Source organism: bacterium, from assembly GCA_012517375.1.
Taxonomy (GTDB): Bacteria; Hydrothermota; Tepidihabitantia; order B3-TA06; family B3-TA06; genus JAAYVC01.
Genome location: JAAYVC010000001.1, coordinates 18,352 through 31,823, shown reverse-complemented (window position 1 = coordinate 31,823; position 13,472 = coordinate 18,352). Strand labels below are relative to the sequence as shown.

12 protein-coding genes are annotated in these 13,472 nt (G+C 51.7%); 8 read left to right on the top strand and 4 right to left on the bottom strand.

The annotated features are described in order from the left end of the window. On the top strand, window positions 1–1,203 hold a 1,203-nt coding region (locus GX441_00185; protein NLI97061.1), incomplete at its 5' end, for a T9SS type A sorting domain-containing protein. A gap of 88 nt (window positions 1,204–1,291) precedes the next feature. On the opposite strand, the gene GX441_00180 is transcribed toward GX441_00185, so the two are convergent. From GX441_00180 to GX441_00165, 4 genes are all read right to left on the bottom strand, one after another. Then, complete coding sequence (locus GX441_00180; GenBank protein NLI97060.1) at window positions 1,292–1,807, bottom strand: T9SS type A sorting domain-containing protein; 516 nt, start codon at window positions 1,805–1,807, stop codon at window positions 1,292–1,294. 82 nt (window positions 1,808–1,889) lie between these two features. Continuing rightward, window positions 1,890–2,717, bottom strand: a complete 828-nt coding sequence (locus tag GX441_00175) for a hypothetical protein (GenBank protein ID NLI97059.1) — start codon at window positions 2,715–2,717, stop codon at window positions 1,890–1,892. A gap of 787 nt (window positions 2,718–3,504) precedes the next feature. After that, entirely contained in the window at window positions 3,505–5,232 is a 1,728-nt protein-coding gene (locus GX441_00170) for an NAD+ synthase (protein ID NLI97058.1), read from the bottom strand. Between the two features lie 41 nt (window positions 5,233–5,273). Further along, window positions 5,274–5,828: a hypothetical protein gene (locus tag GX441_00165; protein NLI97057.1), complete on the bottom strand. Its 555-nt coding sequence runs from the start codon at window positions 5,826–5,828 to the stop codon at window positions 5,274–5,276. 178 nt (window positions 5,829–6,006) lie between these two features. Between GX441_00165 and smpB the strand changes: the two genes are divergently transcribed. The 7 genes from smpB to GX441_00130 are packed head-to-tail and all read left to right on the top strand — an operon-like array spanning window position 6,007 to window position 13,461. Continuing rightward, window positions 6,007–6,453, top strand: a complete 447-nt coding sequence (smpB, locus tag GX441_00160; protein ID NLI97056.1) for an SsrA-binding protein SmpB — start codon at window positions 6,007–6,009, stop codon at window positions 6,451–6,453. Next, window positions 6,450–7,811 (top strand): N-acetylmuramoyl-L-alanine amidase, encoded by a 1,362-nt coding sequence (locus GX441_00155; GenBank protein NLI97055.1) that lies wholly within the window; start codon window positions 6,450–6,452, stop codon window positions 7,809–7,811. Before smpB ends, GX441_00155 begins: the two co-directional genes overlap by 4 nt. 60 nt (window positions 7,812–7,871) lie before the next feature. Next, window positions 7,872–8,693 carry a glutamate racemase gene (locus GX441_00150; GenBank protein ID NLI97054.1) on the top strand — a complete coding sequence of 274 codons (822 nt, stop codon included), beginning with the start codon at window positions 7,872–7,874 and terminating at the stop codon, window positions 8,691–8,693. After that, window positions 8,683–9,408: a ribonuclease PH gene (gene rph, locus GX441_00145; GenBank protein NLI97053.1), complete on the top strand. Its 726-nt coding sequence runs from the start codon at window positions 8,683–8,685 to the stop codon at window positions 9,406–9,408. The genes GX441_00150 and rph overlap by 11 nt, the downstream gene beginning before the upstream one ends. Next, window positions 9,392–10,381, top strand: a complete 990-nt coding sequence (locus GX441_00140) for an RluA family pseudouridine synthase (GenBank protein ID NLI97052.1) — start codon at window positions 9,392–9,394, stop codon at window positions 10,379–10,381. The genes rph and GX441_00140 overlap by 17 nt, the downstream gene beginning before the upstream one ends. After that, a complete protein-coding gene (gene topA / locus GX441_00135; protein ID NLI97051.1) occupies window positions 10,359–12,563 on the top strand; it encodes a type I DNA topoisomerase in 2,205 nt (734 codons plus the stop codon). Before GX441_00140 ends, topA begins: the two co-directional genes overlap by 23 nt. After that, the gene (locus GX441_00130; protein ID NLI97050.1) at window positions 12,553–13,461 is read left to right on the top strand and encodes a tyrosine recombinase XerC; all 909 of its coding nucleotides are present in this window, start codon (window positions 12,553–12,555) and stop codon (window positions 13,459–13,461) included. Before topA ends, GX441_00130 begins: the two co-directional genes overlap by 11 nt. Window positions 13,462–13,472 lie beyond the last annotated feature (11 nt).

The following is a 13,472-nucleotide window of genomic DNA, read 5'->3' as shown; positions in this document are numbered from 1 at the left end:
GTGTTATCTTTGGGGCTTTCTGCAAAGATTTGGGTAAATGCTATACGCGACCCGGGAGCCGAGCTTGGCATAGGCGACTGGTCTACGGAGATTGAGGAATACAAGGAGGGCGGTGCAGACAGCGCCCGCGTGAGCGTACACGACTCAACCAGAGCTTACGAGGGTAAGTATTCATTCCTGACAGACACAAAGAAAACCCCTTATGTTATGGATGCAGGCGTTAACATTTTCTGCAAACAAGTCCTTTACGTTCCGAAAGCAGTTAAAGACATTGATACTTGCTTTTGGGTTGTTAACTTCTTCGACAAGGCAAAGTACACTCATTCATTCTATATACTTTCTCGTTCTCAAGAGGGTAGATATCTACGTTGGGAGTTTGGTGCATCGATGCCTATGAATAATGACACATTCTTTACAATTACGGTGCCATTCCCTGACAGCGGAGTATGGACACCATACTCCGTAGATTTCTACCATGCATGGACAAACAACCCTCCTGGTTGGCCTCAACAGGATACCGTTGAGGAAGTCCAACTTGCTGCATGGGGAAGTTCTGATGTAAATACATGGTTCGGTCAGGAAGTCTCCTGGGATAACATCGTGCTTCGCAGCGTTGCCTATTACGACTACGCGTCAGAGAGCATAGATTCCGATGAACTGACAGGTCCGAGCTATACTCCAATAGTAACCTTTGCGAACGAAGGCATTAAGGCCGATAAAGATGCCTACGTCTATGCTGAGATACTGAGCGGCTCGACAAGTGTGTATGTTGACTCCCTGAAGGTATCCATCCCCAAAGAATCATCCAAACAGGTAACCTTCAAGCCCTGGTCAGTGACAGGTGGAGGCCCCTTTACTTTGAGGGCATATCCTATGCTCGAGCTCGACGAGCTCTCAACGGATGATACTGTCACAAAATCTATTAGCGGCATCAACGAGCCCGTAACACCCGCAACACCCGTAACCCCCTTCCAATTTGAAGTTTCTCTTAACACTCAGGATGTCGCGTTCTCGTTTGCACCAGACATCGGTGGTGAGCTATCCATCTTTGATGCCTGCGGTCGCGAGGTGTTCAGAAGCGCTATCAACCTGAACACTGGAGAGCTTCATTGGTCAACACGCGATATGCCTTCAGGCCTTTACTTCGCCAGGTTTGTATCTGGAAAGAATATAATCTCAAACAAGTTTTTGATCATACGTTAACAAGGGTTCCCAAAGGAACGCTCTGCGTTCTTTTGGGATATAAAATTGCGGGGCGCATAGCGCCCCGCTTAGTTTCTCTGTTTGAATGTTACTTCAGGAGCACTGCCTTGCGGCTTGCCTTGAAGTCCTTTGTAGCCATTCGAACGAAGTAGACGCCTGATGCCACCGCTCTTGCCTGGTTATCCCTTGCGTCCCAGTTAACGCTGTGCACGCCGGCTGCAACCGGTCCGTTGACAAGCGTGCGAACCTCGCGGCCCGTTACATCGTACATCTTCAAGATCACAGGCTCGGCTAAAGGTATGGCAAAGCTTATGGTAGCGGTTTTCGTGAACGGGTTAGGCATCACGTTATCGAGTCTGAACTCAAGAGGCTTAGGGCCGGAAGGTCCTTCTTCCTCTCCTCTCGAGTAGTAGCCTTGAGTGGAGCCGTCGGACTCGTATAGTATGAGCCTTGCAAGCGTGGCGTCCGTGCCCGTTATCTTTACCCTCATCGTAGTGCTAGGAGATTCTATCACGAAGTTGTAGCGGGTAAGAGTGCTGTCCGTTACCGTTACCGTATCCGTTTCGCTGCCGACTGTAACTACAAAGCTTATCAGGAGTTTCATCCTTCTCTCCTTGATTATGAATTGTTAGTTGGTTCCTCTTACCCCTCAATGGGTCTAGTTTATCCTCTTAATTCATCACCTCCTAGTTTGAAAGTGTCATAAGCCACAATTTATGACCAGTATAATACCCGTCGTAAAAACAACCCACAATTGCGATCTTTTTGCCGTCTGGAGAAAATTGTGCATTTGTTGACACATAACCTTCAAAAAGTGGAACGGTGATTCTTCGTGTCTTTTTAGTTTCCATGTCGAATAAAAAAAGATCGCTATCCTTGCCCGAAGCTATCAGTATTTCATTAGCGCTTACCGGGTTCCATTGCACCCAATAAGGCTTAATCTTGGTGTAAATTCTCTTCTCGCTGGCGAAGTTGTAAATTGTATCATTCAAGACAAAAAGTGAATCTCCTGGACCAGGAGAGAATATATCCTGTTGACCAAAAGTAATCATCAATTCTTCATCTGTATGATTTTCAATGTCAACACGGTGCAGGAAAACCGAATCCAGGATTTTAAAAGTGTAGTAAATGATCTTGTCAGATTCGTACGAAAACTTGGGGGTAATGACTCCGCCGGACATTTCTATTGCTTTTTGACACGGTCGAAGGGAATCAATCGTCTCCCATGTTGCAGGATCTCTTATCCAAAGCCATTTTCCATCTTCCGCAACTAGACGATTCGAGCTTGGGTAAATGTCAAAACTCCGTATAAATTGATCTGTTAATTCTTTCTGACTTTTTGAGTTGATATCATACTCGGCAACATGGTGCAATTGGGGAAGGTCGATAAAGTATAACTTGGTTCCATCTCCCGACCAGCACGGGTTGTCAGGAGCAGTATTGATGTCAACAGGTAACTTCTCAAGCTCGCCTTCAATCGGCTTCTCGCACGATGCAAGCATTGCTGCGAGCACTATCAACGAAAATGTTCTGAATATGTGTTTCACGTTCACCTGCCTTTCAATTCTACTTCAACCCTCGTTGACATCTCCTGTTCGAACAAGTACAGTTTATTTAAAACCTATGAACTTGTCAAGTATTGTGACTTACAATTACTCTCTTTATACTATCAGTGATATCTTTTGAGTTTATTGTTTGTGCCAAAAATTGTGCTATATTTCGTGAAAAATGGTGATAATCCATGGAAACAAAATACTCCCCAAGAGTAGCGGCTGGAAGCGGCATGCGCGGAATGGAATTCAGCGAACAATCAATTTATATAGGGGTTCCCGGAAAAATGCGGGGTATTTTTCCGGGATGGAAATTTTGATGACCCCTCTTTGAGTCAGGATTAACGGAACAAGACCCGGTTTGTAGAAACGCATCAGCAGAACCGTCTTGTCTTTGCGAGAGTCATCAAAGATGACAGAAGCAATCTATTTGCGGAGCAAATGTCCTTAAAATGATTGTCGGTGCCTGCGGAATATTAACTTCATGAATAGATGGTAACCTACATTCACCTTTCGGAGCTTCGTATGTCTTCGCCAAACTCGCAAAGACAAATACGGCTCCAGAGGAGCCGCTAGAAGTTTTCAAGGGTACAATCTATTTAGGAAATGAAAACTTCCCTGTGTGTTTGGGAGAGAGGTGTTAGCCGTCGAACTTGTTAGTTATGGTGCATCCGACGATTCCAGTGGAATCGTTTCAAGTTTTTACTGATTTTAATCCAAAAGGTGTAAAAACATTAGTGCGCATGCCATTTTATCCTTCATATTTATTTGTAATCGGCATGCGTCTTCCAAACCCGAAGGCGCGGGGCGTAATCTTCAAGATAGGCGCGGCCTGACGGCGCTTGTACTCCGCGCGGTCAATTCGCCTGATAATCGAGTGAACGAGTGCGGGGTCGAAACCCCTCTCGACAATCTCCTCGGACGAGAGGTCCTCCTCCACGTACATTTCGAGGATCTTATCCAGCACGTCGTAGGGCGGGAGGTCGTCCTGGTCGCGCTGGTTCGGGGCAAGCTCGGCAGACGGCGCTCGCTCGAGAATCCCCACGGGAATCATATCGGTCTTCTCCCTTGCGTTGAACCAGCGGGCGAGCGCGTAGACGAGCGTCTTGGGCACGTCGCCTATGGGCGCGAGGCCGCCCGACATGTCGCCATAGAGCGTCGCGTAGCCGGTGGCGAGTTCGGACTTGTTGCCGGTCGCTAAAACCAGGTAGCCGAACTTGTTGGAGAACGCCATAAGGATGTTGCCGCGAATCCTTGCCTGGATGTTCTGCGCGGTCACGTCGGGCTTTGAAAGATCCATCGTCTCCACAAGCGTCTTGTGGTAACTCGCAACCAATTCGTCAATCGGTATCGGCTCCGACTTTATGCCCAGATTGTTGCATAAAAGGAGCGCGTCCTTGAGCGACTGCCGGGACGTATACTTGGAGGGCATCGCGACGCCGAGCACGTTCTTTGCGCCGAGCGCGTCAACGGCAAGCGCAGCCACTAGCGCCGAGTCAATGCCACCCGACACGCCGAGCGCGGCTTGTGAAAATCCGTTCTTGTGAACGTAGTCCTTTATCCCCAGAACCAAAGCCTTCCAAACTTCAGCAACTTCCTCACTCTCCACCTTGTGCTTATCCGCAGTCTCACGAGAATACACGAGCAGCTCCTCCTCGAAGCCCTTAGCGAGAGCGGCAATCTCGCCCTTTTCTACCACGACCATCGAGCGTCCGTCGAATACCAGATCGTCCTGACCGCCCACCGCGTTGACGTAAATCAGGGGAAGCTCTGCCTCCTTCACGCGCGTCTTCAGGAGCTCGACCCGCGCCCGGAACTTGCCCTTGTAGAAGGGCGATGCCGATATGTTTACTATCAGGCTCGCACCTTGCGCCTTCATCCTCGCCGCAGGTCCATCCTGTACCCAGATGTCCTCGCATATCGTGATGCCCGCCTTTGTGCCGCCCCCCAATTCCACTATTGCTTCCTGGCTCGATGGAGTGCCCTGACGGGGTTTTTCAGGGTCCCCAAAAAAGTGCGTAGCATTTTTCTGGGGCGATTCAAAATATCTTTCCTCGTCGAACACGTCGTAGTTAGGCAGATGCGTTTTGTGAACGTAGCGCTCGATCCTGCCACCCCGCAGCACGGCCGCCGCGTTATAAAGCCGCGAGCGGGCTGAAACCTTCGCCGATACATCGAATATGTTTTGCCCCTTTGTGTTCTCCCGCGGCTCGAAGTCCACGCAGCCGACGATCACGGTTACGTCTGGAACCGCTCCGGCAATCTCTCCAAGCCGCTCGCGCTGCTCTTTGAGAAAGCTCGGTTTAAGGAGCAGGTCCTTCGGCGGATAACCTGTCAGGCAAAGCTCGGGAAAAATGATGAGCTCGGCGCCCTTATCCTGCGCTCTCCTTGTCCAGTCAACTATCTTTGAGGCATTGCCTCCCAAATCACCTACGGTCGCGTTTACTTGGCAAAGCGCGATGCGCGGGAACTTATTCACCCTGAAGTATAGGGGAGGAGGAGAAAAAAATCAAGGACGCCTCACCGTCCGCAAATAGCACACTTAACCACTGCGCCGGTCTTGGAATTCACCAAAAGAGAGGCATTTGATTTGAGAACCTTCACCTCGAGAATGTCTGTATCCAGCCTCCTAACCTTCATAGTGAATAGTCCGCATCGAACCCCGAAACGCTCGATTATCGAACAGACCTTGAACTCGCTCCGAGCGCTCTCATGACCTCTCAAGGCAAGAGGCACGTCCATGCTTACTACCCACGCGTATGGAGCATCAAATCGAAGCGTGAACGAAACCGGACTCGTGAAAATGGTAGTATCGGCAATCGACGAGAACTCACCCAGCGGTTGTCCATCATCATAAAAATTCGAAGAGTCCTTAAAACCTCCCTGCCAGCGCTCGACAATCTTTCCATCAACGTAAAAGTGCAAACTGTCCTCAGCGTACGAAATATCCAGCGTGCGTAAATAGGATGACGAGTCCTCAAGCTCCGGCTTGGGGATGAACGCAATCTCCCTCTTTACGACCTCAAGAAACGGGTACTCGTGGGGAACGGTGGCAAAAAGCAATAAGAAAAACATCCACAATGCTATAGGCTAGCAGAGGGTTGTCAAGCTTGGACACGAAAGAATATATGTGTTGAGTTGGGAACTGTCTGGGAACTTTGCGGAAGTGCTCCATGATAAGCGTCGGGATTGATGCTCTGCATCAAAACCGTCTGCGCATTGACATACCTTGGATTATTGATTACACTTATGTATGTCCGATTCAACAACTATTGCCGAGAACCGTCGCGCGCGGCACGACTACATCGTTGAAGAGACGTTGGAGGCAGGGCTTGCACTCGTGGGCTCCGAAGTAAAGTCTCTTCGCGACCGGCAGGCGTCCCTTGCAGAAGCTTACTGCATGATAAAGGACGGCCAGGCTTACGTCGTGGGCATGCAGATAGCACAGTACAAGCAGGCATCGCTCGATATCCCGGACCCCGTGCGCAGGCGCAAGCTCCTCTTTCACCGCCAGGAGCTAAAGAAGCTTTTCGGCAAAACTCAACGCCGCGGCTACACCCTTATTCCCTTAAAACTCTACTTCAACGACCGCGGCATAGCAAAGATGCTTGTCGGCGTATGCCGCGGCAAGCAGACCGTCGACAAGCGCGAGACGCTCAAGCGCCGCACCATTGAGCGCGAGATGAGGAGGTCAGGATGATTAAAAGAATGCTGCCGTTTTTCTTCTCTCTTGCTTTTGTCCTTAACGCGGGAACGATTACGTTTGCAGGCAAGCAGATGACGACAGTCGTCTTCAGCGGAAGGGAATCCGTAACGCTCGCTGAGTTTACATCAAAAACCGGCTCACGATACAGCTGGGTGCCCGATAAGAAGAAGGCCGTCATCGACTACAACTCCCACAGCTACGTTTTGACCGCAGACAACAGGACGGTGGTTGTAGATAACAATGCAGGAATCCATCTTCCCGAGCCTGTGGGCTGGGACGGCACCAATCTCTATATCCCGGTGTCAGTACTCTCACGCTTATTCAATGTTTCTCCTTCTCATCTTAACCCGCCGCAGGACGTGAAGATAGAAAAGATTTACCTTTCGGGCGCAGACCCGACCAGCATACAGATTGTCGCTTCGGGACCCATCTCATGCGACGTAATAGAGAATTCCGCCTCAAGCGTTACACTGAAGATTCCGGTCGGTTCTAAAATAAAGAGCGTGCCCCCTTCTGGTCTTGTGAGCGCGGCCGTACTCCGCAACAACGAAAACAAGACCACAATCGAGCTCAAGCTCTCCAAGAACTGCAACGTTTCCTCGAAAGGAATTCCGAACGGCGTCGAGATCATTTTCGCAAGCCAGGCCGCAACGCAGGTGAAGCCCGCGGCAGCATCGCAAAAGCTAACCATAGTCATAGACCCCGGACACGGCGGCAAGGACCCGGGCGCGATAGGAACAAAAGGCACGAAGGAGGCGGCAATGAATCTGGACGTAGCAACCCGGCTGAAAACACTCCTGGAAGCTCAGGGCCACACCGTTATCCTCACGAGAACGACCGACACATACGTGTCCCTCGACGGACGCACAAAGTTCGCAAACCAGAAGAAGGCCGACCTTTTCATAAGCATCCATTTCAACGCTAACAACTCCTCGACCATAAACGGGTTCGAGACTTACTTTCTAGGAATGCACAGGCTGGAGTATGCCAAGAACGTTGCGCTTGCCGAGAACGCAGCGCTAAAGTACGATATCGAACACAAGGCTTACAATCCGGATGCCGTTCTGAACGACATCATCGGAAGCCTTCTTACTAATACGTTTCAGAAGCAGTCCGAGACGCTTGCAGGGTTTATACAGGAGAAGTCATCCGCCGCAACCTCGTTTTCGAACCGGGGCATCAACCAGGCCGGTTTCTACGTTCTAAAGGGCTGCTCAATGCCTTCCGTGCTCGTGGAATGCGGGTTTTTAACGAATCCGACCGAAGAGGCGAAGATAAGACAGCCCGACTACAGGCAGAAGATTGCGCAGGGGATTGCCGGAGGGGTGTCAGAATACGTCAAAGGTCTGTGACCCGCAAACGTTTCAGGGCATTTTCTGCGGGTCTATTATAAAAAAAGCCAAAGGAATGTGATGTATAAGTTGACAAAAGACCAGCCGATAGGAGTATTCGATTCGGGGATAGGAGGTCTTACGGTCGTTCGCTCGCTTAAGGAGCTTCTTCCATCCGAGGACATAATCTACCTTGGAGATACTGCCAGGCTTCCCTACGGAACGAAATCCGCTGAAACCATCAGGCGCTTCGCGCGAGAGGATACGGAGTTTCTCGTAGAACGCCAGGTTAAGATGGTCGTAGTTGCATGCCATTCCGCCACTTCGGCCGCCCTGCCTTTCCTCAAGAAGGATTTCGATATTCCCGTTATCGGCGTGATAGATCCAGGCGCCCGCACCGCCACAAAAGCGACCCGCAACAGCCGGATAGGCGTGATAGGTACGACCGCCACAATCTCGGCAGGCGAGTACGAACGAGCGATACTGCGTGCGAATCCGGAAGTCCGGGTAATAGCCAAATCGACGCCCCTTCTCGTTCCCCTTGTTGAGGAAGGATGGGTCGACAAGGAGGTTACGTACAGGGTGATAGAGGAGTATCTGCTCACTCTCAAGGAAGACGGCATAGACACCCTTCTTCTCGGATGCACCCATTACCCGCTTCTTAAGCCTTTGCTTGAACGGTTCTTCAACGGAAAGGTTACGCTTGTCGACTCCGGTGATGAAACCGCACGTGCGGCCTCGGAGATTCTTTCCAAGATGGGGCTTGCCCGCGAGGAATCACACAAAGGATTTCAGAGATTTTATCTAACGGATCTTTCACCGAACTTCAGGGTCATCGGCGAGCGGTGTCTGGGAAAACAGCTTGAAGACGTGACTAGAGTGAGCCTTGGTAATGAGACCTGACAAGCGCAATCCTGAAGAACTCCGTCCGCTTTCGTTCGAACTCGGTTATCTCAAATTCTCATCCGGCTCATGCCTTGCCCGGGCGGGCGACACCATAGTGCTTGCCGCCGCATCGCTCGAACCATCTCCTCCCGCGTGGCTAGAAGGCAAGGGCAAAGGCTGGATAACCGCAGAATATTCGATGCTGCCCGCATCCACGCCCGGCCGGAACCCCCGCGAATCGCTGAAAGGCAGACCGTCCGCCCGCTCGCAGGAAATATCGCGGCTCGTCGGACGTTCGCTCAGGATGGGTTTCGATCTCGACGCTCTCGGAGAAAACACGATAACGGTTGACTGCGACGTGCTTCAGGCCGACGGAGGAACGCGCACGCTCTCCATATGTGCAGGCTTCATGGCTGTCTACCAAGCCTGCAACTCGCTCCAGAAACAGGGAATAATCAAACGTCATCCCGTGAGGCAGTTCGTCGGAGCCGTAAGCGTGGGAATCGTCGGCAAAGAAGCCTGCGCCGACTTGTCCTACGAAGAGGATTCCTCGGCCGATGTTGATGCAAACGTAGTGGCGACAGAGGACGGAAGGATTGTAGAGCTGCAAATGACCGCAGAGAGGGATCCTTTGTCCGATGAGCAGTTCTTCAAGCTTCTGGAACTTGGCAAGCAGAAAATACGTGACATAATAGGCGCAATGAAGCTGGAGCTTCGTGGAAAAAGAGTTTAAACGTATTGTTTCCCGCAAAATGATGGGCGTTCGCCTTGACCGCTACCTTGTTACGTCCGGTGTGGGGCTTTCACGCTCCATGATAGCGGATATCATAAAGGAAGGCAAGGTGCTCGTAAACGGAAGAAAGGCTAAGCCTGCAAGCAAGCTTACTGAGAACGATGAAGTGTATGCTCTTCTCGAACTTCCGGACCCTGATGCGGCCTTGAAGGCCGAAGAGATCACGCTCGATATCGTCTACGAAGATGAACACATAATACTCATAAACAAGCCCGTGAACATGGTGGTTCACCCTGCGCGCGGCCACACGGGCGGTACGCTTGTCAACGCGCTCCTTGCACACTGCGGCGATCTGCCGCGAGGAGAGAAGGGGGAGGTTCGTCCCGGAGTCGTGCACAGGCTTGACAAAGACACGACAGGGCTTATCCTTTTCGCCAAAACCTACGAAGCGCTGCGCGAGATGACCAGGCAGACAGAGGCCCGAACGATGCGCAAGGAGTACTTCGCTCTTGCGTGGGGCCGCATGGAGCTTGACGAAGGAGAGATTCGGGCGCCCATCGGGCGTTCGACTCTCGACAGGCGCAGGATGAACGTTACGCCAATAGAATCGCGCGAGGCGGCAACGCGCTTCAAACTCGAAAAGGTGTATGCCGGATGCGTATCGGCCGTCAGGGTGTGGCTGGTTACCGGCAGGACCCATCAGATAAGGGTCCACCTGCGGCACTATGGGCATCCTGTAATAGGCGACGGCGAATACGGCGGTCGCGAAGAAATAATGCCTCAATCACGCTTGGAGGCAGAGGTGCTCGAAGGGTGTCTTGAGCGGATAGGCAGGCAGGCGCTTCATGCGAGAGTGCTTGGCTTCCTTCACCCGCATACGGGCATGGAGATGGTTTTTGAAAGCAAGCTTCCGCTTGACATGAAGAATGTAGTGGATTTTTTGGAGAAGTATGAAAGACCTGATAATAGTTGAGTCTCCGACAAAGGCTCGGACGATTAAGAAGATTATGGGAGCAAGGGCGGGCGTTCTTTCAAGCAAAGGCCACGTAAAGGACCTTCCCAAGTCGAGGCTCGGGGTAGAGATAAAGGACGGCGAGTTCATACCCGAATACATAAAAATCCGGGGCAAGAGCAAGGACCTCAAGGCGATTAAGGACGCTGCCAAAAAGGTCAAAAGGGTGCTTCTTGCAACAGACCCTGACAGAGAAGGAGAAGCAATAGCGCAGCATCTTGCCGAGGAGCTCAATCACGCTGAGATTGCCCGTGTGCGTTTCTATGAGATTACCAAAAAAGGTGTCGAGGAGGCGATAGCGTCTGCAGGTCAGATAGACAGACTTCTGGTTGACGCGCAGTCCGCAAGACGTATCCTCGATAGACTCGTCGGATACAAGGTTTCGCCCATACTCTGGAAACTCGTCAGACGCGGTCTCTCGGCAGGCCGGGTACAGAGCGTGGCGCTGCGGATTCTTGCGGAGCGCGAAGCTGAAATAGCGTCCTTCAAGCCTGAGCCATACTGGATTATCAAAGGAATGTTCGAAGTCGGAGACGAAAGGTTCGAGGCCGAACTAGTTAAAATCCAAGGCAAGCGTGTCGAACGTATAGACGAAGCCGGGATGAGAGAGGCGAAGAAGGAACTGCGGACCGGCTTGTCTCTCGAGGTTTCGGCCTTTGACACATCCGAGAAGAGCTTCCCACCCCTGCCTCCTTTCAAGACCTCAACCCTGCAGCAGGAGGCAGCTTCCATTCTCGGATTTGCTCCGCGCCGCACCATGAGGATTGCGCAAGGTCTTTACGAAGGAGTGGCGCTTGAAGATACGACTGTTGGCTTAATCACTTACATGAGAACGGACAGTCTGCGCGTAGCGCCCGAATTTCTCGCATCGACTAGGGATTATATAATGCATACTATGGGCGAGGAATGGTCGAAATTACACGCCTACAAGGATAAGGACGGCACTCAAGGCGCTCACGAAGCCGTGCGCCCTACCGGTCTCGATCGCAGTCCGGAGCTCGTAGCCTCATTCCTCGAACGTGACGCAAAACGTCTTTATGATCTTATATGGAAACGATACATCGCATCGCAGATGTCTGATGCACGGTACGAACAGAAAGTTATGGAGATATCGCACTCCGGCTTCGTTTTCAGAGCGCGCTCCTCAAAAAGAATCTTTGAAGGCTACGAAAGGGTCTATTCCCGTGAGAAGAGGGAGACCGATTTCATCCTTCCGGAACTTTCTACAGGCGACAAGGTAAAGCTCCTGGAACTAACGATTGAAGCAAAGGAGACTCAGCCTCCTCCTCGCTACACCGAAGCCTCACTTATCCGCAAGCTCGAAGCCAACGGCATCGGCAGACCTTCCACGTACGCAACGATAGTCGATACGCTGTCCGACCGCCACTACACGACACGCGAACGTTCCACTCTTATTCCTACAGAGCTCGGTATGCTCGTCAACGGGTTAATAGTCCCCAGATTCCAGACGCTCTTCAACGTCGAGTTTACCAAAAGAATGGAGGGCGAGCTTGATGATATAGCCGAAGGGAAACTCGAATGGCAGAACGCGCTCAGGGATTTCTGGGGGCCGTTCAGCGCAGCGCTTGAAGCAGTCGAGAAGGAGATACCCGATCTCAAAGAGGAAGTCGTCAAGGAAACCGGGGAGACCTGTCCCAATTGCGGTAAGTCTCTCATCGAGAAATGGGGACGCTTCGGGAAATTCCTTGCATGCTCTGGATTCCCGGAGTGCCGCTACACAAAGCCTCTGGGGGAAGTAAAGATAGAAACCACGAATAAAAAATGCCCTGAATGCGGCGCAGAGATGGTCGTCAAGGTAGGACGCTTTGGTCGTTTTCTCGCCTGCTCTCGCTACCCCGAGTGCAAGACGACCTCTCCATACGTGCTCTCACAGCCCTGCCCCTTATGCTCGGCCGATGTGTTAGAACTCCGCGGCAAGCGCGGGAAGTTCTATAAATGCTCCAATGAAAACTGCACATTTACATCACCTCACCCGTTGAGCGATGAAAAATGCCCCGTATGTTCCAGGGCCATGGTTGCAGACCCCTCGGGCGCATACTGCATCCACTGCAGTCCCGACAAACTAAAGCGCAGGCCAGCAAAGACTTTAAAAAAGAAATTAGAGGATGCAAGTGAAGGGTGAAAACCCGCGTAAGCCTCTCCCGGCTCGGGCTGAAGAGTTCCTCTCGTACCTGCGCGACGAACGCAAAGCCTCGGAGCACACGCTAAGGGCTTACAGAGGTGATCTCTGCGCTTTCGTGGATTTCCTGAATGAATACCAGGGGAAGACGGATATTCTTGAAGTCGAAAGGGCCGATATAAGAGCTTTCATAGCAGTTCAGTCGAGACTCGGCTACGAAAAACGTTCCATCAGGCGCAGGCTCTCCTCAGCGAAGAGCCTCTACAAGTTCCTCTGCAGGGAAGGAGAACTCGAACGCAATCCGGCTCGTCTCGTAAAGGGTCCGAAGGTCTCGCGCAGGCTGCCTGATGTCTTTACCCTGTCACAGATGGAGGAGGTTCTTGACGGGCACTTCAATCTTGCGCGTGACCGGGCGGTCATAGAGCTGCTCTACGACGAGGGTTTGCGAATATCAGAACTTTCCGGCATCGATATAGAATACATCAATTTCGAAGCAGGGGAGATAAAAGTATTGGGTAAAGGATCAAAGGAGCGGATAGTTCCCTTGAGCTCGCGTGCCGCAGATGCCGTGAAAGCGTACATCTCGGAACGCGGGGCGTCGGCCGGTCCTTTGTTTGTGAATGATAGTAAAGGTTCAAGGCTCGGAGTGAGGGACCTGAGAAGGATTGTCGACTATTACCTCTCACAGCTGCGTGACGCTCCTGCACGCAATCCTCACGCGCTCAGGCATTCCTTTGCCACGCACCTTCTCGAACGCGGGGCGGACCTTCGGGCGGTGCAGGAACTTTTAGGGCATGCCTCGCTCGGAGCTACCCAGGTTTACACCCACGTCGGAGCGGCTCGCCTCAAGGAGATTTATAAAAAAGCTCATCCACGGGCACAGGCTCGTGATGACAAATAGTCAATGGAGAC

What these genes read in the sequence shown, in the direction of transcription:
- GX441_00155 (NLI97055.1), top strand. Translation starts at nt 6,450, where the DNA reads ATGATTAAAAGAATGCTGCCGTTTTTCTTCTCTCTTGCTTTTGTCCTT.
- GX441_00150 (NLI97054.1), top strand. Translation starts at nt 7,872, where the DNA reads ATGTATAAGTTGACAAAAGACCAGCCGATAGGAGTATTCGATTCGGGG.
- topA (NLI97051.1), top strand. Translation starts at nt 10,359, where the DNA reads ATGAAAGACCTGATAATAGTTGAGTCTCCGACAAAGGCTCGGACGATT.
- rph (NLI97053.1), top strand. Translation starts at nt 8,683, where the DNA reads ATGAGACCTGACAAGCGCAATCCTGAAGAACTCCGTCCGCTTTCGTTC.
- GX441_00180 (NLI97060.1), bottom strand. Translation starts at nt 1,807, where the DNA reads ATGAAACTCCTGATAAGCTTTGTAGTTACAGTCGGCAGCGAAACGGAT.
- smpB (NLI97056.1), top strand. Translation starts at nt 6,007, where the DNA reads ATGTCCGATTCAACAACTATTGCCGAGAACCGTCGCGCGCGGCACGAC.
- GX441_00165 (NLI97057.1), bottom strand. Translation starts at nt 5,828, where the DNA reads ATGTTTTTCTTATTGCTTTTTGCCACCGTTCCCCACGAGTACCCGTTT.